15 protein-coding genes are annotated in these 20,299 nt (G+C 72.1%); 12 read left to right on the top strand and 3 right to left on the bottom strand.

What is annotated here, in order from left to right; genetic code table 11:
- Nucleotides 1–48 precede the first annotated feature (48 nt).
- The 5 genes from ABIE67_RS30545 to nudC all read left to right on the top strand — a co-directional run bounded on the left by ABIE67_RS30545 (nucleotide 49) and on the right by nudC (nucleotide 10,488).
- Nucleotides 49–456, top strand: a complete 408-nt coding sequence (locus tag ABIE67_RS30545) for an MGMT family protein (RefSeq protein WP_370264602.1) — start codon at nucleotides 49–51, stop codon at nucleotides 454–456.
- 308 nt (nucleotides 457–764) lie between these two features.
- The gene (locus ABIE67_RS30550) at nucleotides 765–4,220 is read left to right on the top strand and encodes an ATP-dependent helicase (protein ID WP_370264603.1); all 3,456 of its coding nucleotides are present in this window, start codon (nucleotides 765–767) and stop codon (nucleotides 4,218–4,220) included.
- Between the two features lie 234 nt (nucleotides 4,221–4,454).
- Nucleotides 4,455–7,976: an ATP-dependent helicase gene (locus tag ABIE67_RS30555; protein ID WP_370264604.1), complete on the top strand. Its 3,522-nt coding sequence runs from the start codon at nucleotides 4,455–4,457 to the stop codon at nucleotides 7,974–7,976.
- Nucleotides 7,977–7,986: 10 nt separating this feature from the next.
- Nucleotides 7,987–9,390, top strand: a complete 1,404-nt coding sequence (locus ABIE67_RS30560; RefSeq protein ID WP_370264605.1) for a dipeptidase — start codon at nucleotides 7,987–7,989, stop codon at nucleotides 9,388–9,390.
- 156 nt (nucleotides 9,391–9,546) lie between these two features.
- Nucleotides 9,547–10,488, top strand: a complete 942-nt coding sequence (gene nudC, locus ABIE67_RS30565) for an NAD(+) diphosphatase (protein ID WP_370264606.1) — start codon at nucleotides 9,547–9,549, stop codon at nucleotides 10,486–10,488.
- Nucleotides 10,489–10,569: 81 nt separating this feature from the next.
- Here the strand turns inward: nudC and ABIE67_RS30570 are convergent, their stop codons facing one another.
- Nucleotides 10,570–10,812, bottom strand: coding sequence for a mycoredoxin (locus ABIE67_RS30570; RefSeq protein WP_190069482.1), 243 nt, complete (start codon nucleotides 10,810–10,812; stop codon nucleotides 10,570–10,572).
- 86 nt (nucleotides 10,813–10,898) lie between these two features.
- On the opposite strand from ABIE67_RS30570, the gene ABIE67_RS30575 reads away from it, so the two are divergent.
- The 5 genes from ABIE67_RS30575 to ABIE67_RS30595 all read left to right on the top strand — a co-directional run bounded on the left by ABIE67_RS30575 (nucleotide 10,899) and on the right by ABIE67_RS30595 (nucleotide 14,894).
- On the top strand, nucleotides 10,899–13,193 hold the full coding sequence (locus ABIE67_RS30575) for an ATP-dependent DNA helicase UvrD2 (RefSeq protein WP_370264607.1): 2,295 nt from the start codon (nucleotides 10,899–10,901) through the stop codon (nucleotides 13,191–13,193).
- Between the two features lie 165 nt (nucleotides 13,194–13,358).
- Entirely contained in the window at nucleotides 13,359–13,685 is a 327-nt protein-coding gene (locus ABIE67_RS30580) for a hypothetical protein (protein ID WP_370264608.1), read from the top strand.
- A 174-nt stretch (nucleotides 13,686–13,859) separates the two neighbouring features.
- Complete coding sequence (locus tag ABIE67_RS30585) at nucleotides 13,860–14,228, top strand: WhiB family transcriptional regulator (protein ID WP_369273283.1); 369 nt, start codon at nucleotides 13,860–13,862, stop codon at nucleotides 14,226–14,228.
- Entirely contained in the window at nucleotides 14,225–14,548 is a 324-nt protein-coding gene (locus ABIE67_RS30590; RefSeq protein WP_370264609.1) for a hypothetical protein, read from the top strand. Before ABIE67_RS30585 ends, ABIE67_RS30590 begins: the two co-directional genes overlap by 4 nt.
- Nucleotides 14,549–14,684: 136 nt before the next feature.
- On the top strand, nucleotides 14,685–14,894 hold the full coding sequence (locus tag ABIE67_RS30595) for a hypothetical protein (protein WP_370264610.1): 210 nt from the start codon (nucleotides 14,685–14,687) through the stop codon (nucleotides 14,892–14,894).
- A gap of 6 nt (nucleotides 14,895–14,900) precedes the next feature.
- Here the strand turns inward: ABIE67_RS30595 and ABIE67_RS30600 are convergent, their stop codons facing one another.
- Together ABIE67_RS30600 and ABIE67_RS30605 are read right to left on the bottom strand one after the other, a co-directional pair.
- Nucleotides 14,901–16,271 (bottom strand): ABC1 kinase family protein, encoded by a 1,371-nt coding sequence (locus ABIE67_RS30600; protein WP_370264611.1) that lies wholly within the window; start codon nucleotides 16,269–16,271, stop codon nucleotides 14,901–14,903.
- On the bottom strand, nucleotides 16,264–17,484 hold the full coding sequence (locus ABIE67_RS30605) for a TOMM precursor leader peptide-binding protein (protein ID WP_370264612.1): 1,221 nt from the start codon (nucleotides 17,482–17,484) through the stop codon (nucleotides 16,264–16,266). The genes ABIE67_RS30600 and ABIE67_RS30605 overlap by 8 nt, the downstream gene beginning before the upstream one ends.
- Nucleotides 17,485–17,801: 317 nt before the next feature.
- Here ABIE67_RS30605 and ABIE67_RS30610 point away from each other — a divergent pair, with 317 nt between their 5' ends.
- Both ABIE67_RS30610 and ABIE67_RS30615 read left to right on the top strand, forming a co-directional pair.
- Entirely contained in the window at nucleotides 17,802–18,398 is a 597-nt protein-coding gene (locus ABIE67_RS30610; protein WP_370264613.1) for a M48 family metallopeptidase, read from the top strand.
- Between the two features lie 160 nt (nucleotides 18,399–18,558).
- Entirely contained in the window at nucleotides 18,559–20,289 is a 1,731-nt protein-coding gene (locus tag ABIE67_RS30615; RefSeq protein ID WP_370264614.1) for a TerD family protein, read from the top strand.
- Nucleotides 20,290–20,299 lie beyond the last annotated feature (10 nt).

Here is a 20,299-nt window from a genome sequence, read left to right on the forward strand (position 1 = left end):
AGTGGCGAGCGCGTCACATTGTCGGTGGGGTGGGGCAGGATGGGCCGGATGAGCGAGGAGAGCCTTCCGGAGGACACCCGCCCGGGGTACGACGACGCCTCCCCGGAGCACGCGGACGCGCTGCCGGAGTACGCCGAGCGCGTCCTCGAGGTCGCCGAACTGGTTCCGCCGGGGCGCGTCATGACGTACGGGGACGTCGCGGAGTGGCTGGAGGAGGGCGGGCCCCGCCAGGTCGGCCGTGTGATGGCCCTCTACGGGGGCGCCGTTCCGTGGTGGCGGGTGGTCCGCGCGGACGGGGTCCTGCTGCCCGGCCACGAGCTGAGGGCGCTGGAGCACTACCGCGTGGAAGGCACGCCACTGAAGGAGGCGAGCAGGGCCGCCGAGGGCCACCTGCCGCGCCTCGACATGAGACGGGCGCGATGGGACGGCGGCGAACGCGCACAGGGTCACACCTGACAGCTTCCGCCATCGGACGGGCCGCTGTGTGACCTGTGATCCGTACGGGGGAAAGGGGGCACGTCCGTGGCATGACGTACGTTCGAGAGTCGAGGGACGCACGTGCCACAAGTGAACTGAGGGATGAATCGGAAGCCCTGCTTCCGCACCACCCCTCGGCGTAGCGTCGGCTGCGCGTGTCCCCCTCACCCCGCGGCCACCGCCCGCCACGCGCGAGAGGCGGCCCACACCCGACCACCACCCCTCGACGACGGCGTTCCGCGCCGGCCATGACAACCTGCACACCCACCAGGACCGGCGAACCACACGTGAGCTCCTCTTCCTCCACCAGGCGCCTGTCGCACCCCCAGGTGCGACAGGGGACCCGTGGCGCTTACCGGCTGGTGCGTACCCCTGTCGTTCCGACGGCTCCCCCCAGTCTGGACGCGGCACAGCGCGCCGTGGTTGACCACGCGACCGGCCCGTTGCTCGTTCTCGCGGGTCCGGGCACCGGCAAGACCACCACGCTCGTCGAGTCGGTGGCGGCCCGCATCGCCCGTGGCGGTGACCCCGAGCGCATCCTGGTGCTGACGTTCAGCCGCAAGGCGGCCGTGGAGCTGCGCGACCGCATGGCGCTGCGCATAGGCGCGGCCCGCGCGCCCCGGGCGACCACCTTCCACTCGTTCTGCTACGCCCTGGTCCGCGCCCACCAGGACAGCGACCTGTTCGTGGAGCCGATGCGGCTGCTGTCCGGCCCCGAGCAGGACGTGACCGTACGGGAGCTGCTCGCGGGCCAGCCGGACCTGGAGCGGCTCGGACTCGCGCATGTGCGCTGGCCGGACGAGCTGCGCGCCTGCCTGACCACCCGCGGCTTCGCCGACGAGGTCCGCGCGGTCCTCGCCCGCAGCCGCGAACTGGGCCTCGGCCCCGACGCACTCGACGCCTTCGCCCGCCGCATCGGCCGCCCCGACTGGCGCGCCGCGGCGTCCTTCCTCGCCGAGTACCTCGACGTCCTCGACATGCAGGGCGTGCTCGACTACGCCGAACTGGTCCACCGCGCGGTGCTCCTCGCCCGCCGCCCCGAGGCCGCCCAGCGGCTCGCCGCGCAGTACGACGCCGTGTACGTCGACGAGTACCAGGACACCGATCCGGCCCAGGTACGGCTGCTGCACGCCCTCGCCGGCGGCGGCCGCACCCTCGTCGCCTTCGGCGACCCCGACCAGTCGATCTACGCGTTCCGGGGCGCCGACGTGAACGGCATCCTGGAGTTCCCGCACGCCTTCCCGCGCGCGGACGGCCGCCCCGCACCCGTCGAGGTCCTGCGCACCTCCCGCCGCTCCGGCGCCGCCCTGCTGTCCGCGACCCGTCTGCTGACCCAGCGCATGCCGCTCACCCGGCTCCCCGCGGAGAAGGTACGCGCCCACCGGGAGCTCGCCCCGGTCCGCGAGGGCGGCCGCGTCGAGGTCTTCACCTATCCGACGCCCGGCACCGAGCTGGACAACATCGCCGACATCTTGCGCAGGGCGCACCTGGAGGACGGCGTCCCCTGGGGCGAGATGGCCGTCCTGGTGCGTGCCGGGTCGCGCACGATCCCGACGGTGCGCCGGGCGCTCACCGCCGCCGGGGTGCCTCTGGACATCGACGGCGACGACCTGCCCCTGCGGCACGAGCCGGCGGTGGCACCGCTGCTGACGGCATTGCGGGCGGTGGCCACGGCGGAGGCGCGGCCCGCGCGGGGTGACGGTGACGCGCGTATCGGCGAGGGGCACGTGCGTATCGGCGAGGGTGACGCGCGTACCGCTGATGGTGACGCACCTACCGAGGAAGCGGCCGAAGCCGAGGATGACCCCGAGGGTGATGCCGAAGCCGATGCCACGGCCGACCGGTCCGACCCCGGGACCTCCTGGCTCGACACCGAGACCGCCCTCACTCTGCTCGCCTCCCCCCTCGCCGGCATGGATGCCGCCGACCTGCGCCGCCTCGGCCGCGCCCTGCGCGACGAGGAGCGGGCGGCGGGCAACCCCTTGCCGCCGCCCTCGGACGAGCTGCTCGCGCGGGCACTGGCCGAGCCGGAGCGGCTGGCGGTGCACGACCCCACGTACGCGCGTGGCGCCCAGCGCCTCGGCGCGCTGCTCCGCAAGGCCCGTGAGCGCCTCGCGGGCGGCGGTACGGCCGAGGAGGCGCTGTGGGACCTGTGGGAGGGCACGCCGTGGCCCACGCGCCTGGAACGGGCCGCCCGCCGCGGTGGCGCGGCCGGACGCAACGCCGACCGTGACCTCGACGCCGTATGCGCACTGTTCGCGACGGCGGCCCGCGCGGAGGAGCGCACCGGTGGCCGGGGCACCCTGAACTTCCTGGCGGAGGTCGAAGCCGAGGACATCGCCGCCGACACCCTCACGCGGCGTGCCGTACGCCCCGACGCCGTCCGCCTGATGACCGCGCACCGTTCCAAGGGGCTGGAGTGGCGCCTGGTCGTTGTCGCGGGTGTCCAGGAGGGCCTGTGGCCGGACCTGCGGCGTCGCGGCTCCCTGCTGGAGGCGGACCGCATCGGCCGCGACGGACTCGCCGAACCGCTCACTCCAGGAGCCTTGCTGGCGGAGGAGCGGCGCCTGTTCTACGTCGCCGCCACACGCGCGCGTGAACGCCTCGTCGTCACTGCGGTGAAGGCCCCCGCGGACGACGGCGACCAGCCCTCCCGCTTCCTCACCGAACTCGGCGTGGAGCCCAGGGACGTGACGGGCCGACCGCGCCGCCCGCTGGCCGTCGCCGCGCTGGTCGCCGAACTCCGGGCGACGACGGTCGACCCGCGCGCGTCGGACACCCTCAGGGAGGCCGCAGCCCGCCGACTGGCCCGGCTCGCCGCGCTCGCCGACGAGGACGGCCGCCCGCTGGTCCCGTCCGCGCACCCCTACCGCTGGTGGGGGATGTTCGAACCGACCGAGTCCAAGGTGCCGCTGCGCGACCGCGACCAGCCCGTCGTGCTCTCCGGAAGCGCCCTCGACCAGCTCGCCAACACCTGCTCCCTGCAGTGGTTCCTGGGGCGCGAGGTGAAGGCCGACGCGCCCGCGACCGTCGCCCAGGGCTTCGGCAACGTGGTGCACGTCCTCGCCGACGAGGTCGCCTCCGGACGCACCCCGGCCGACCTCGCCGTCCTCATGGAGCGCCTCGACTCCGTGTGGAACGCGCTGGCCTTCGACGCGCCGTGGAAGTCGGCGCAGGAGAAGGACAACGCGCGCGTGGCGCTGGAACGCTTCCTGAAGTGGCACGTGATGGACCGCGCGGGGCGCACCCCGGTGGCCAGCGAGCACGACTTCGACGTCACCCTGGAAGCGGGCGACTTCGAGGTACGCATCCGTGGCCAGATGGACCGCGTCGAGGCCGACGGCGAGGGACGTGCCTACGTCGTCGACTTCAAGACCGGCAAGCAGGCACCCAGCGCGGCCGAGGTGGCCCGCCACCCGCAGCTGGCCGTCTACCAGCTCGCCGTCCATGAGGGCGCCGTCGACGAGGCCTTCGACGGCGTACGCCCCGAGCCGGGCGGCGCCGAACTCGTCCAGCTGCGCCAGGGTGCCGCCAAGCGGGACGGCGGCGAGACGCTGCCCAAGGTGCAGGGGCAGGAGCCTCTGGACGGCCCCGAGGGGGAGTGGGTCGGGGACCTGCTCGCCACGGCCGCGGGCAAGGTGCTCGAAGAACGGTTCGCACCCACCACGGGCCAGCACTGCACGCACTGCGCGTTCCGGGCGTCGTGCAGTGCGCGGCCCGAGGGGCGGCAGGTGGTCGAGTAGGCCGGGCGCGCCTGGTCGAGTCGGGCGGGGCCGTACGTGGTCGGGTCGGCCGGGCCGTACGTGGTCGAGTCGGTCGGCGGTGCGTAGCCGGGTCGACCGGCCGTTGTCATCGAGCGGCCAGGGCGGCCAAGTGACCGGAGTGACCGATCGCACCACCCGTGCTGACCTGCGCTTCCTCCGGCTCCGAGGGTGATCCGTCATCGACTGTCAGTGCCCGCGGCTAGCCTCTCTGGAATGCCCGCCCGTATCACCGATCCCGAGCAGCTCAAGGAGCTCCTCGGCATTCCGTTCACTCCGGAGCAGACGGCCTGCATCATCGCGCCGCCCGCCCCGCAGGTGATCGTGGCCGGAGCCGGATCGGGCAAGACGACGGTGATGGCGGCACGCGTGGTGTGGCTGGTCGGCACCGGCCAGGTCGCCCCCGAACAGGTCCTCGGCCTGACCTTCACCAACAAGGCCGCCGGTGAACTCGCCGAGCGCGTCCGCAAGGCGCTCGTCAAAGCCGGTGTCACCGACCCCGACGTCATCGACCCGGACAACCCGCCGGGCGAGCCGGTGATCTCGACGTACCACGCCTTCGCGGGCCGCCTGCTGACCGACCACGGCCTGCGCATCGGCCTGGAACCGACCTCCCGCCTGCTCGCCGACGCCACCCGCTACCAGCTCGCCGCGCGCGTGCTGCGCGAGGCGCCGGGCCCGTACCCGGCCCTCACCCGGTCCTTCGCCGACCTGGTGAGCGACCTGCTCGCCCTGGACTCCGAGCTCGCCGAGCACCTCGTCCGGCCCGAGGCCCTGCGCGCGTACGACGCCGAGCTGCTGCTCGGCCTCCAGGGCGCCAAGCTCACCAACGCCGATCTGCGCAAGGTCCCGGAGGCGGCCGCGGCGCGTCGGGAACTCGCCGACCTCGTGGTCCGCTACCGCGCCGCCAAGAGGGAGCGCGACCTGCTCGACTTCGGCGACCAGATCGCCCTGTCGGCACAGCTCGCCGGCATCGCGGAAGTGGGCCGCCTCCTGCGCGACGAGTTCCGAGTGGTCCTCCTGGACGAGTACCAGGACACGTCCGTCGCCCAACGCGTCCTTCTGGTGGGCCTGTTCGGGGGCGGCACCGGCCACCCGGTGACCGCCGTCGGCGACCCCTGCCAGGCGATCTACGGCTGGCGCGGCGCATCCGTCGCCAACCTCGACGACTTCCCCGAGCACTTCGCGCTCGGCGACGGCCGCTCCGCCACCCGCCAGGCGCTCAGCGAGAACCGCCGCAGTGGTGGCCGTCTCCTGGACCTCGCCAACGGCCTCGCGGAGCCCCTGCGCGCCATGCACGCGGGCGTGGAGGCCCTGCGCCCGGCACCGGGAGCCGAGCGCGACGGCACGGTCCGGTGCGCGCTCCTGCCCACGCATGCCGAAGAGGTCGACTGGATCGCCGAATCCATCGCGCATCTCGTCCGCACCGGCAAGGAGCCCGGCGAGATCGCCGTCCTGTGCCGTACGGCGACGGACTTCGCCGAGATCCAGGGCGCGCTGGTCGCCCGGGACGTCCCCGTCGAGGTGGTCGGGCTGTCCGGACTGCTCCATCTGCCCGAGGTCGCTGACCTGGTCGCCGTCTGCGAGGTCCTCCAGGACCCCGGCGCCAACGCCTCCCTGGTCCGCCTGCTCACCGGCCCACGCTGGCGCATCGGCCCGCGCGACCTCGCCCTCCTGGGCCGCCGTGCACGGCTGTTGGTCTCCCACGCGCGCGTGGACGGCGGCGACGACCCGGACCGTCGGCTCGCCGAGGCGGTCGAGGGGGTCGACCCCGCCGAGGTGATCTCGCTCGCGGACGCCCTCGACACGTTCCTGGAGACGCCGCTGGACGGCGACGGTGACGCCGACGGGCTGCCCTTCTCGCCGGACGCGCGCGTGCGGTTCGCGCGCCTGGCCGCCGAACTGCGTGACCTGCGCCGCTCGCTGTCCGACCCGCTGATGGACGTCCTCCACCGGGTCCTCGCCGTCACCGGCCTGGAAGTGGAACTGTCGGCTTCCCCGCACGCGCTGGCCGCCCGCCGCCGCGAGACCCTGTCCAACTTCCTCGACGTCGCCGCCTCGTTCGCGGCCGGCGACAACGAGGCGAGCCTGCTCGCCTTCCTCGGCTTCCTGCGCACCGCCGCCCAGTACGAGAAGGGCCTCGACAACGCCCTGCCCGGCGGCGAGAACACCGTCAAGGTGCTCACGGCGCACAAGTCCAAGGGCCTGGAGTGGGACGTCGTCGCCGTCCCCGGTCTGGTCACCGGCACCTTCCCCAGCACCCAGGGCCGCGAGAAATGGACCGCGCAGGGCAAGGTGCTGCCGCACGAACTGCGCGGCGACACCGCCACGCTCCCCGATGTCGCCTCCTGGGACTCCCGAGGCCTGAAGGCCTTCCACGAGGCCATGAAGGAGCACCAGCACACCGAGGAACTCCGCCTCGGCTATGTCACCTTCACCCGCCCCCGCTCCCTGCTCCTCGGCTCCGGCCACTGGTGGGGCCCCAGCCAGAAGAAGCCCCGCGGCCCGTCCGACTTCCTGCAGGCCCTGTACGAGCACTGCGCGGCCGGGTACGGCGAGATCGAGGTGTGGGCCGACGAGCCGGCCGAGGACGCGGAGAACCCGGCCCTGCACCGGGAGACCGCCGACCAGGTATGGCCCCTGCCCCTCGACGAGGCCGCCCTGGCGCGACGCCGCGCGGCCGCCGAGACGGTCCTGGCCCACCTGGAGAACCTCACCTCCCACGAGGACGACCACGCGGCCGCGACGCACGACCCGGACACGTACGACGATCCGGACTGGCCTCCTCCACCGGACGACGAGGCGCTCGCCGACGGGTTCTCCGACGGGTTCTCCGAGGAAGGCGATCCCTTCGAGGGCGACCGCGCGTTCGAGGAGGGCCCCGGCGGCTGGGACTCCTGGACCACCGACCGCCCGAACATCCCGCACCAGGCGACAGCCCCGGAACCCCCCGCCGAACCCCCCGCTCGCCCCCACCCCACCGAACGGGAACGCCTCACCCCGGAGGAGACCCGCACCATCGCCTCCTGGGACCGCGACCTCGACGCCCTCACCGGGGAGCTCCTGCGCGCCCGCGCGAGCGTCACGGACGTACCCCTGCCCGCGTCACTGACCGCGTCCCAGTTGCTGCGGCTGGCAGCCGACCCGGACGGGTTCGCGCAGGAACTAGCGCGCCCCATGCCGAGCCCTCCACAACCCGCCGCACGCCGAGGCACCCGATTCCATGCCTGGGTCGAGGCGCGCTTCGAAGAGCTGACGCTGCCCATGCTGGAGCCGGAGGACCTGCCCGGCAGCGAGGCCGAGATCGCCGACGAGCGTGACCTGGAGGCCCTCAAGGACGCCTTCGAGCGCACCGAGTACGCGCACCGCACGCCGTACCGGGTCGAGGCCCCGTTCCAGCTCGCGATCGCCGGCCGCGTCGTACGGGGCCGTATCGACGCCGTCTACAAGGACGGCGACGGCGACGGGACGACGTACGAGATCGTCGACTGGAAGACCAACCGCACCCGCACCGCCGACCCGCTCCAGCTCGCCCTGTACCGGCTCGCCTGGGCCGAGCAGCAGGGCGTTCCCCTGGAATCGGTCAACGCCGTGTTCCTGTACGTCCGCAGCGGCGAGGTCGTACGACCGGAGGGCCTGCCGGACCGGGCCGCCCTGGAGCGGCTGCTGACTCAGGAGCCGGTCGCGGAGGCGGACTGTGAGGAACCGCCCAATCAGGATGTCGGTGCGGGCCGATAGGCTCGTGACCATGAGCCAGACCCCGGACAGCGCCGTCCGTACGTACATCGAGCAGCACAGCGCCGCCTTCCTCGACGACCTCGCCGAGTGGCTGCGCATCCCGTCCGTGTCGGCCCAGCCCGACCATGCTCCCGATGTACGCCGCAGCGCCGACTGGCTCGCCGCCAAGCTCAGGGAGACCGGCTTCCCGACCGCCGAGGTCTGGCCGACGCCGGGCGCGCCCGCCGTCTTCGCCGAGTGGCCCTCCGACGACCCCGAGGCGCCCACGGTCCTCGTCTACGGCCACCATGACGTGCAGCCCGCCGCCCGCGAGGACGGCTGGGACAGCGAGCCCTTCGAGCCCGTCGTCCGGGAAGGGCGCCTCTACGCGCGCGGCGCGGCCGACGACAAGGGCCAGGTGTTCTTCCACACACTCGGCGTCCGCGCCCACCTCGCCACCACCGGCCGCCCCACCCCGGCGGTGAACCTGAAGCTGCTGATCGAGGGCGAGGAGGAGTCCGGCTCCCCGCACTTCCGCGCCCTCGTCGAGGAGCACGCCGAGCGGCTCGCGGCCGACGCCGTGATCGTGTCCGACACCGGCATGTGGTCCGAGGACACCCCCACCGTGTGCACCGGCATGCGCGGCCTCGCCGAGTGCGAGATCCGGCTGCACGGCCCCGACCAGGACATCCACTCCGGCTCCTTCGGCGGCGCCGTCCCCAACCCGGCTACCGCGGCCGCCCGCCTGGTCGCCGCCCTGCACGACGAGCACGCACGCGTGGCGATCCCCGGCTTCTACGACGGCATCGTCGAACTGAGCGACCGCGAGCGCGAGCTCTTCGCCGAGCTGCCCTTCGACGAGCAGCAGTGGCTGCGCACCGCCAAGTCGTACGCCACCGACGGCGAGGCCGGCCACACCACCCTGGAGCGCGTGTGGGCCCGTCCCACCGCCGAGGTCAACGGCATCGGCGGCGGCTACCAGGGCCCCGGCAGCAAGACGATCATCCCGTCCTCCGCCATGGTGAAGCTCTCCTTCCGGCTGGTCGCGGGACAGGACCCCGACCACATCGAGAAGGCCGTCCGCGCCTGGGCCGACGCTCAGGTGCCCGCCGGGATCCGCAGCGAGATCACGTTCAGCGGGGCCACGCGCCCGTGCCTGACGCCGCTCGACCACCCGGCCCTGCAGTCCGTCGTACGGGCCATGGGCCGCGCCTTCGAGGGCCCCGTCCGCTTCACGCGCGAGGGCGGCTCCGGACCCGCCGCCGATCTCCAGGACGTCCTCGGCGCCCCCGTGCTCTTCCTGGGCATCTCCGTCCCCTCCGACGGCTGGCACGCCCCGAACGAGAAGGTCGAGCTCGGCCTGCTCCTCAAGGGTGTCGAGACCACTGCCTATCTATGGGGTGACCTGGCCGCGAACTGGCGTCATGCGCCCTGACCCACCCGGGCCGTCCGGAGGGGCATCGCACGCGGGGCACACTGAGAGGGCCGTCCCGCACCACCGAGCCCTGCCGCACCCGGTCGCCCTCCTTTGCACGTCCCGCCGATCCGCCCGCCGAAGCACACCGTTCCACTGGGGGAGTTGGAAACACCCGTGACCACCTCGACCGACCACACCGCCGACCGACCCATCTCGCTCACCGCTCCGAGCGGCATCGACCGCGCAGCCCACCACCGGCTCGACGAGGCCTGGCTCGCGGCGGCATGGAGCCACCCCAAGACCCGCTGCTTCGTGGTTTCCGGCGGCCAGGTCCTCATCGACGAGACGGCGGACGGGCGCACCGAACTCGTCATGACCCCCACCTTCGAGGCCCCCCTCACCGAGGCGCACCGCTACTTCCTCGGCATCGACGAGGACGGCGTCAGCTACTTCGCCCTCCAGAAGGACGCGCTGCCCGGCCGCATCGACCAGTCCGCGCGGGCGGCCGGCCTGCGCGAGGCCGGTCTGCTGCTGTCGCCGCGCGAAGCCGGCCTGATGGTGCACGCCGTCGGGCTGGAGAACTGGCAGCGCACCCACCGCTTCTGCTCCCGCTGCGGCGAGCGCACCGTGATCGCCGCGGCCGGCCACATCCGCCGCTGCCCCGCCTGCGGCGCCGAGCACTACCCGCGCACCGACCCCGCCGTGATCATGGCCGTCACGGACGAGGACGACCGCATCCTCCTCGGCCGTCAGGTCCACTGGCCCGAAGGCCGCTTCTCGACGCTCGCCGGCTTCGTCGAGCCCGGCGAGTCCATCGAGCAGGCCGTGCGCCGCGAGGTCTTCGAGGAGGCCGGTGTCATCGTCGGCCAGGTCGAGTACGTCGCCAGCCAGCCGTGGCCCTTCCCGTCCAGCCTCATGCTGGGCTTCATGGCCCACGCCACCTCCACCGAGGTCCAGGTCGACGGCGACGAGATCCACGAGGCCCGCTGGTTCTCCCGTGAGGAACTGCGCGCCGCCTTCGACTCCGGTGAGGTCATGCCGCCCTACGGCATCTCGATCGCGGCCCGCCTGATCGAGCTCTGGTACGGCAAGCCGCTGCCGACGCGCAGCGTCTAGGCGCCCAGAGGCGCCGAGGGAGCAAAGAGAAAGGGTGGCCGTCCCGACCCGGGACGGCCACCCTTTCTCTTTGCGCGTCGATCACACGCCGATCTTCTGCTTCACCTGAGCCAGCGACGGGTTCGTCAGCGTCGAACCGTCCCCGAAAAGCACGGTCGGGACCGTCTGATTTCCGCCATTCGCCTTCTCGACGAACGCCGCGGACTCGGGGTCCTGCTCGATGTTGATCTCGGTGTACGCGATGCCCTCGCGCTCCAGCTGCTTCTTCAGCCGCTGGCAGTAGCCGCACCACGTGGTGCTGTACATCGTCACAGTGCCCTGCATGTCTCGCGCGCTCCTTGGGTGGCTCGGGGGAACAGGTCGTCCGATGAGGGAACGTACGCGACCGGGGCGCCATTCCCGCCCGGGGTATGCCCGGCCACGTGACGCCTGCCGCATTAGTACGACTATCGAGGCCTGCCTGTGGACAACCGGCACAGCCGTCTCCGGCGACCTGGCAGCATGGCCGTGTGACAGCAGCAACGCACTCCACCCTCTTCCCGCAGGTACCGGACTCTGCCGACGCGGTGCTCGAAGGGCTCGACCCCGAGCAGCGCGAGGTGGCCACCGCACTGCAGGGTCCGGTGTGTGTGCTCGCGGGCGCCGGGACGGGTAAGACCCGGGCGATCACCCACCGCATCGCCTACGGGGTGCGCGCCGGCATCCTCCAGCCCTCCAGCGTGCTCGCCGTCACCTTCACCAACCGTGCCGCCGGAGAGATGCGCGGGCGACTGCGCCAACTCGGCGCCGCCGGGGTCCAGGCCCGCACGTTCCACTCGGCCGCCCTGCGCCAGCTCCAGTACTTCTGGCCGAAAGCAGTCGGTGGCTCCATGCCCCGGCTGGTCGACCGCAAGATCCAGCTCGTCGCCGACGCGGCCGCGGCTTGCCGCATCCGCCTCGACCGGAACGAGCTGCGGGACGTCACCGCCGAGATCGAGTGGTCCAAGGTCACCCAGACCGTCCCCGCCGACTATCCGCCCGCCGTCGCCAAGGCGGCCCGCGAAGCCCCCCGGGACCCGGCCGAGATCGCCCAGATCTACAACGTGTACGAGGACCTCAAGCGGGACCGCTCGGTCATCGACTTCGAGGACGTCCTGCTGCTCACCGTCGGCATCCTTCAGGACCGCCACGACATCGCCGACCAGGTCCGCTCGCAGTACCAGCACTTCGTGGTCGACGAATACCAGGACGTCAGCCCGCTCCAGCAGCGCCTGCTGGAGCTGTGGCTCGGCGATCGGGACAACCTGTGTGTGGTCGGCGACGCCAGCCAGACGATCTACTCATTCACAGGAGCAACTCCCGACCATCTGATCGACTTCCGCACCCGTCACCCCGGTGCCACGGTCGTCAAACTGGTCCGCGACTACCGCTCCACCCCTCAGGTCGTCCATCTCGCCAACGGCCTCCTCGCCCAGGCCAGGGGCCGCGCCGCCGATCACCGCCTGGAACTGGTCTCCCAGCGCGACCCCGGCCCCGAACCCCTCTATACCGAGTACACCGACGAACCCGCCGAGGCCGAGGGCGCCGCCCGCCGGATCCGGGAGCTCATGGACTCCGGCGTCCCGGCCAGCGAGATCGCCATCCTGTTCCGTACGAACGCGCAGTCCGAGACCTACGAGCAGGCCCTCGCCGACGCGGGCGTCCCCTATCAGCTGCGCGGCGCCGAGCGGTTCTTCGACCGTCCCGAGGTGCGCAAGGCGGGCATCGCCCTGCGTGGCGCGGCTCGCTTCGGCGGCAACGACTCGCTCCTCGACGACGCCGTCGATCTGCCCTCGCAGGTGCGGGCCGTGTTGTCGGGGGAGGGCTGGACGACCCAGCCCCCCGCCGGCTCCGGTGCCGTCAGAGAGCGCTGGGAATCGCTGGCCGCCCTGGTGAACCTCGCCCAGGACTTCGCCGCCGCCAAGCCCGGCGCCACCCTCGCCGACCTTGTCGCGGAGCTCGACGAGCGGGCGAACGCCCAGCACGCCCCGACCGTCCAGGGCGTCACCCTTGCCTCCCTGCACTCGGCCAAGGGCCTGGAGTGGGACGTCGTCTTCCTGGTCGGCGTCGCCGAGGGCATGATGCCGATCACCTACGCAAAGACCGACGAGCAGATCGAGGAGGAGCGCCGTCTGCTCTATGTCGGCGTCACCCGCGCCAGACAGCACCTCCATGTCTCCTGGGCGCTCACCCGCGCACCCGGCGGCCGCCCGAACCGCCGCCCCAGCCGCTTCCTCGACGGACTGCGCCCCGGCTCGACCGGCGCCGCCGGACGCGGCGCCGCCGGTGGTTCAGGAGGCGTCGTGCGCGGCTTCACGAGCAGACCGGACGCCGCCCCGAGACGCGCCCAGCGCACCCCGGCCCGATGTCGTGTGTGCGGGCGCACCCTCACCGACGCGGGTGAGATGAAGCTGATGCGCTGCGAGAACTGTCCCTCCGACATGGACGAGGGCCTCTACGAGCGACTCCGTGAGTGGCGTGGGATCCAGGCACGGCTCAGCGGCCAGCCGGACTTCTGCATCTTCACCGACAGGACCCTGATGGCGATCGCTGAGGCGGAGCCGATCAGTCCGGTTGAGTTGTCCCGCATCCCAGGCGTCCTCAAGCGGAAACTCGACCGCTACGGAGCCGATGTGCTGGCCATTTGTGCAGGCCAGGAGGTTGAGGAGGCCGCCGATGGGGAATGACACGAACTCGTCGAAAAAATAGTTTGCGCATGCCCCAGCAATCCCCATAGGTTCTTAGCCACGGGAACGGAGGCCTTCTCGGAGGCCCCAATTCCGTGTTCTACTTGCATACCCGTCGGACTGGCTCACCCCAGTCCCCCGAGACGCCGAGAGGAGGCGAGTCCAGTGATCAGCATCAACACCAGCTCCATCAGCATCGTGAAAATGACCGATCGCTCGGTCGTCGCCTCCCTGTGCATGCTCGGCGCCTCGAACCAGGGCACCGGTCTGTCCGGCATTCGTGCCGACCGCCCGGCGTCCGCCCTGTCTCTCGCGGGTCTTCCTGTCCGCGAGGGCAATGAGCGACCGACCAAGGCACTGGAAGCGGCAGTAGAGGCGAAGGCGCAGGCCTATGCCTTTACGGCGACCGGTGCCGGATTCCGGAAGCAGACGACGAAGCACCACCAGATGTGGGCCTTCCGTGGGCCAGAACCCTGGAGTGATCCAGCCTGATCGCAGATCAGGCCGGCGCCTTCAGGGCCGCGGAACCCCATCCGGGATCCGCGGCCCTTCTGTTTGTCCTCCAACGGGGATGACGGAGCGAAGGGGCCTCGGGCCAAGTAAGCCCCGGTACCAGCCGCCACCCGGTCCAACAGGGCCGGAACGACCAGACGAGGAAGACGAACCGTGCAACTCGAAGCGCACGCCCCGTCCGTACCGCCTTCAGACGTGATCCCCAAGCCCGGCCTCACGGAGGACCCCACCTTGACCCCGCTCACTGCGCTCACCGCGCTCGACGACGCCATCGAGAACCTCGGCGTGCCCGTCCCCTGCCGTTCCTACGACCCGGAGGTCTTCTTCGCCGAGTCGCCGGCGGACGTCGAGTACGCCAAGTCCCTCTGCCGTACCTGCCCGCTGATGGAGGCCTGCCTCGCCGGCGCCAAGGAGCGGCGTGAGCCCTGGGGCGTCTGGGGTGGCGAGCTGTTCGTCCAGGGTGTCGTCGTCGCCCGGAAGCGGCCGCGTGGCCGCCCGCGCAAGAACCCGGTCACGGCATGAACACCGCAGGAACGATCGACCGTCCCCTCACGCACGACCCCCAGAAGCAGGCCCCGATGAAGCCGTCCACCCACGAACTCGCAGGCTCCGCGCCTGAGGACCTCACCACCAGTGGCGCGAACGACTCGCGTCAGAACAGGAACCGAGAGATGCAACTCATCCAAGAAGCCCTGGCACGTGCGCATATGCACGAGCGACAGCATGAGGCCGAGCGGGAACGCCGGGCCGTGCGCCTGGCGACCGCTCGCCGTATGCAGCGCAGGGCCGAGCGTGCCTCGCTGCGCGCCCGCCGTGCGCTCGCCATGGCGGTCATGCAGTAACCGACCCCACTGCCAGACAGTGGCCTCCCGATCTGGGAGGCGATAGCTCCCCGCGGGGGCCGGTCCGTGCGAACGGACCGGCCCCCGCGGTGCGTTGTGCCCGCTGATCAGCGCGGGGCGGCGGTATCGTCGCCGAGTGACGAGTCTTTCCGGAGGCAGTGACAACGACGGCTCCGCCACGGAGCCCCAGCCCCTCGTGTGCGCCCGCTGCGGCACCCGGGCCGAGGCACCGCAGCCCACCTGGAGCTGCTCCGTGGAGCACGGCACCCGCCACTACATCTGTGACACGTGCTCCCGGGAGAACCTCAGAGCGATCGAGGGGCGGCTCGACTCGGCCTGGTGGTAGATCGGCTCACGCCTCGGCCGCCGACTCCCCCTCGTCCGTCAGCTCGTCCGAAACGAACCCCGGCAGCCACTCCTCCAGTTCCTCGCGCAGCCGCACCGTGGCGCCCAGCTGGCACAGCACCCCGATCGTGCTCAACGTCACCCGGTGAATGAGGAGGTACGCCGGGGGCAGGTTGAGCTGTTTGCCCAGTTGATAGGCGGGGGAGCGGGGGTCGGCCACGCGCGCGGCCTGGCTGCGCATCCAGCCGCGGGTGAAGGTGAACTCGTCGGCCTGGGCCGGTTCGATGATCGGCAGGAGGTAGTCGAGGACGGCGTTGGGGTCCAGGTCGATGGATTCCTTGACGAAGCCCTCGACGCGGAGAAGGTCGTAGACGGCGTCCGCCTCGCCGTCCAGGGTCATGCGCAGGGACTCGCCGATGGGGGTGGGCAGGCCGCCCGGGAGGCGGTCGACCGTGCCGAAGTCCAGGACACCCAGCCGCCAGTCGTCCTCGCCCTCGGGGCCGCCCGGCAGGAGTCGGAAGTTGCCCGGGTGCGGATCGGCGTGCAGGAGACCCGTGCGGGCCGGGCCGGAGAAGAGGAAGCGGGCCAGGAGCTGGCCGGCCCGGTTGCGCTGCTCCGGGGTGCCGTCCGAGATCACTTCCGAGAGCGGGATGCCGTCGATCCACTCCGTGACCAGCACCTGATCGCACTGCTGGACCACCGCCGGCACGACGACGTCCGGATCGTCGGCGAACTCCTCCGCGTGCGCCTGCTGGGCCTGCGCCTCCAGGTCGTAGTCCAGTTCCTCGGAGACCCGGTCCTTGAGCTCCGCGATCAGCGGCTTGATGTCCATGCCGGGAATCAGCGGACCCAAGAGTCGGGCGAAACGGCTCAGTTGGTTCAGGTCGGACAGGAGGGCCTCGCCTGCTCCGGGATACTGCACCTTCACGGCCACCTCGCGGCCGTCGTGCCACACCCCTCGGTGCACCTGGCCGATCGAGGCCGCCGCGGCGGGCTTGTCCTCGAACTCCAGGAACAGGTCGTGCCAGTCCGCGCCGAGCCGCTCCGCCAGCACCGTGTGCACGGTGCGCGTCGGCATCGGGGGCGCCGCCTCCTGCAGCTTGGTGAGGGCCGCGCGGTAAGGGCCGGCGACCTCCTCGGGCAGGGCCGACTCGAAGACGGACAGGGCCTGGCCGAACTTCATCGCGCCGCCCTTGAGCTCGCCGAGCACCTTGAACAACTGCTCCGCGGTGCGCTGCTGCAGCTCGCGGCCGACGATCTCCGCGGACTCGCCGACGATCCGCTTGCCGAGTCCCCAGGTCGCCCGCCCGGCGAAGCCGAGCGGAAGCGCGGCGAGCTTGGCGGTACGGGTGACCGCCTTGCGGGGAAGATCAGACATGCGCCCTCCAGGTCCCAGCCAGCCGCTCCGCGTCTGCCTTACGGCGTAACGTCTTCGACGGCCGTTGCTCCGCCATTGTCTCGTGCGACCCCCCGTCCTCGGAGGGGTGTTCTCCCTCACCTTTCTCCGTGGCGCCGCACGGGCAGGCGGGGTGTGCCCACACCGGCCGGGCGTGCCAGGTCAGGCCGGGTAGGGACACCTCCCAGCGTGCACCCGCGCTCGACGGAATCCGACCGTCCAGGAAGGCGAGGGCGTGTGCGGCGGCCAGTCCGGCGACCAAGCCGGCCAGCGCGAGATCGCAGGGCGGCACCCGGCGTGCCCTGCCCGATCCCGAGCGCCACTGCGCGACCAGGCGGGGCCAGGCCGGGTCCCGGTCGGTGCGCCCCTCGTGGAGACAGCCGGCGCAGCCGGTCTCGCCGGGTAGGACGAGCGGGCCGACCATGCCCGTTCCCTCCACGACGCCGGCGTACAGATGGGGCGTACCGGAAGTGATGAGGGGCTCGGCGGCGGACGGGAGCGGGGCGTGCACCGCGACGTCGTCCCGTGGCGCGATGATCACCAGCGAGTGGCCGGTGCTGTCGGGGCCGGGAGGTCGTCGGGAGCCGCGGCGTGGTGGGCGGTCCGGTGCGCAGCGGCGTGCGGCCCGCCGCGCGGCCTCGTCCCTGCGGTCGCCGATCGCCTCCGCGGGCAGACCGCCCGGCGTGACGTCCCACGGCTCGACCCGGCCGACATCCCGCACGTCGACCTCGCCGACCCCCGCACCCGACAGCAGTGAAGCCACCATGGAACCCACCCGGCCGGCGCCCCTCACCTGCACGCGCAGTGAGCGGCGGGCAGCCAGGCGGCCGATCGCCTCGCCAGGCTCGGACGTGGTCAGGGAAAGGGAGGCCAGATCGGGGCGCAGCCGGTCCAGGACCTCCTTCTTCCGTCGCAGGGCGTCACCGGCCGGGCCGCCGCCCTTCGCGTCGTCGAGGAGCCCGGCCCCTGCCAGTCGCCCCACCAGCCCGTCGACATGACCGTCCGGCAGGTCCATGCGGCGGCCTTCTTCGCGCAGCAGCTCCAACCCGCGGGTGCCGTTGAGCAGGTCGAGGAAGCTGCCCGTCGCCGTGTCCATCGGACCCAGCGTCAGCGCGTGTGCCGGAGTCATCCCGAACTGTACGGTGTTGAGATCCCGCCAGCCGCGCCTGAGCGCGGGCTTCACCAGCGGAGCCACCGGAGTCGGCGGAACCACCGGAACCGGCGAACCCTCAGGAAGGCTTTCCGGCAGGTCTTCCGGAACCGTCGAAACGGTCGAATCCATCGCTTGCATGAACAGGCCCCCGTAGCCGTCGTGGAACGTCCCCGTGTGCCGGTGGGACTCGGTCGCAGTTCCGCCGGTGACTGCCAGCATGCCCCGACGTGACGCCCGGCGCCGAAAGTTGTCCACAGGCGGTGGATATTCGTCGTACAAATCAAACGCATGGTGGGGGATCGGCATCGAACCGTCCCGGAGTCGGGACTTCCCCCATGTGCAGCGGGTAACGTCGGGGCGTGTCCGCCGACCCACTGCACCGCGCCGGAACGCCACAGCGCCGCACGACGACCCCGCCGTCGAGCGGCTCGGGAGCGAGCGCGATCGAGGTCCGCAGGAGCGCCCGGCGTCGCCGGACGGTTTCGGCGTACCGCGAGGGCGATCGCACCGTCGTGCTCATCCCCGCCCGGATGTCCGAGGCCGAGGAGCAGCGCTGGGTGAACGTCATGCTCGACAAGCTGGCCGCCCAGGAGAGCAAGCGGGTTCTCGGCGACGCGGAACTGGCCGAGCGTGCCGAGCGGCTGTCGGAGCAGTACTTCGAGGGCCGCGCCCGGCCCAGCTCGGTCCGCTGGGTCACCAACCAGAACACCCGCTGGGGCTCGTGCACCCCGGCCGAGGGCAGCATCCGTCTTTCGCACCGGTTGCAGGGCATGCCCGAGTACGTCGTCGACTACGTCCTCCTGCACGAGCTCGCCCATCTTCTGGTGCCCGGTCACGGTCCCCGCTTCTGGCGGCTGCTGGAGGCGTATCCCCGCACCGAGCGGGCGAAGGGCTATCTCGAAGGCGTGGTCGCCGCCGAGCGGCTGCCTCATCTGCCCGGCGCGCGCGGCGAATGACCGCTCCCTGACCGCCGACCGAGGTCCCCCGGAGACGGCGCTTCCAGTTCGAGTGGGCGGGGCTTGTGTACCGGGTCTGTACCGGCTTCGCTCGATGTCCGAGTTTGCCGTTAGCCTGGCGCGACGCACTCACATTCGGGATGGGGGACGGTCGTTACGCATGGCCAGGGAATTCCAACGCGGCCACAAGGCCAGGATCAGTGACCTCACCGCGGGCACAGATCTGTACGTAGGTGTGCAGATCGCCGCTCCGGGACTGACGTTCGACATCAGCTGCTTCGGTCTTGACGCCGACGAACGGCTCTCGGACGACCGCTACTTCATCTTCTTCAACCAGCCGAAGTCTCCCGAGGAGTCCATCCAGCTCCTCGGCGCCCAGGCCGGTGACACGGAGTCCTTCCGGGTCACGCTCGACAAGATCCCCCCGCAGATCCAGAAGCTGTCCTTCACGGCGACGATCGACGGCGCCGGACAGATGTCGCAGATCAGCCCCGGATACGTCCGCATCGTCGCCGGCGGCGAGGAGGTGGCCCGGTACGCCTTCAATGGCTCGGAGTTCTCCACCGAACGCGCCGTCATGCTGGGCGACTTCTACCTCAAGGACGTCTGGCGGTTCGCCGCGGTAGGTCAGGGCTTCGACGGCGGCCTCGACGCGCTGCTGAGGAACTTCGGCGGCGAGGTCGCCGAGGAGGAGGCGCCGGCCGCCTCGCAGCAGCCCCAGCAGCCTCAGGCCGGTGCGGCGGCCCCCGGCTTCGCACCGCCCGCCCAGGCCACCGCGCCGCCCGCGTTCGGCGCCCCGGCCGCCGCGGCACCGGCTCCCGCTCCCGCGCCCGCCGCGCAGGGCTTCGCGCCCCCGCAGGGTGCCACCCCGCCGCCTCCGGCCCCGGCTCCCGCGCCCTCGGTGCACGCCCAGCCCACCATCGTCGCGCCCATGACGCCGCCCGGCGGCGCCCCGCCGCCCCCGGCCCCGGCGCCCGCGCCCTACGGTCAGCCCGGGCAGCAGGCGCCGTACGGCCAGGCGCCCGCGCCGACGGCCCCGCCGCCGCCCGGCTACGGCCAGCCCCAGGCGCCGCAGGCCCCCGCCCCGCCGCCCGGCTACGGCAGCCAGCCGACGCCGCCTCCCGGGTACGGTCAGCCGACGCCGCCTCCGGGCTACGGCCAGCAGCCCTCTTATGGGCAGGCCCCGGGCCAGCAGGCGCCGTACGGAGCTCCGCAGGGCGCACCGCAGGGCCCCGGTGTGGCCGCGGCGCTCCAGCAGTTCAAGGAGACGCCCACCGGCCAGCGCTGGACGCAGCAGAACAAGAAGCTGGTCCGTGTCGACCTCGGCATCGGTGGCCACCCCGTGCTCGCCCGGCAGGGCAGCATGGTGCTCTACCAGGGCAAGGTCGACTTCAGCTACAAGGGCGCCGGGTTCGCCGGGCGGGTCGTGGGCAACGCGACCGGCCAGGAGATGCAGCTGATGCGCTGTACTGGCCAGGGGCAGGTGTTCCTCGCCGAGAACTCCACGATGCTGCACCCGATCGAGCTCCAGGGCGACGGCATCTGCGTCTCCGCGGAGAACGTCCTCGCCTTCGACGAGAGCCTCCAGTACGAGGTCCGTCGCATCGAGGGGCACGGCATCCCCGGCGGCGCGCTGTTCACGATGCAGTTCACGGGCACCGGCACGATCGTCGTGAAGACGCACGGCACGCCCGTGGTCCTCCCGGTCACGCCCACCACGTTCGCCGACTGCAACGCCGTGGTCGCCTGGTCGGCCGCCTCCCAGGTGGTCGTCTCCAGCCAGGTGCGCATGCGCCGCAACTCCTACCCCGGGGACACCGGAGAGAGCGTCAACCTCCAGTTCCGTGGCGCGCCCGGCAACTTCATCGTCGTCCAGCCGTACGAGATCTGAGGGAGAGCCC

The sequence above is a fragment of the Streptomyces sp. V4I8 genome (assembly GCF_041261225.1).
Taxonomy (GTDB): Bacteria; Actinomycetota; Actinomycetes; order Streptomycetales; family Streptomycetaceae; genus Streptomyces.

Coding starts and splice junctions, on each gene's coding strand:
- ABIE67_RS30555 (WP_370264604.1), top strand. CDS start 4,455: ATGCCCGCCCGTATCACCGATCCCGAGCAGCTCAAGGAGCTCCTCGGC.
- ABIE67_RS30590 (WP_370264609.1), top strand. CDS start 14,225: ATGAACACCGCAGGAACGATCGACCGTCCCCTCACGCACGACCCCCAG.
- ABIE67_RS30615 (WP_370264614.1), top strand. CDS start 18,559: ATGGCCAGGGAATTCCAACGCGGCCACAAGGCCAGGATCAGTGACCTC.
- ABIE67_RS30560 (WP_370264605.1), top strand. CDS start 7,987: ATGAGCCAGACCCCGGACAGCGCCGTCCGTACGTACATCGAGCAGCAC.
- ABIE67_RS30570 (WP_190069482.1), bottom strand. CDS start 10,812: ATGCAGGGCACTGTGACGATGTACAGCACCACGTGGTGCGGCTACTGC.
- ABIE67_RS30600 (WP_370264611.1), bottom strand. CDS start 16,271: ATGTCTGATCTTCCCCGCAAGGCGGTCACCCGTACCGCCAAGCTCGCC.
- ABIE67_RS30545 (WP_370264602.1), top strand. CDS start 49: ATGAGCGAGGAGAGCCTTCCGGAGGACACCCGCCCGGGGTACGACGAC.
- ABIE67_RS30575 (WP_370264607.1), top strand. CDS start 10,899: ATGCCCGGCCACGTGACGCCTGCCGCATTAGTACGACTATCGAGGCCT.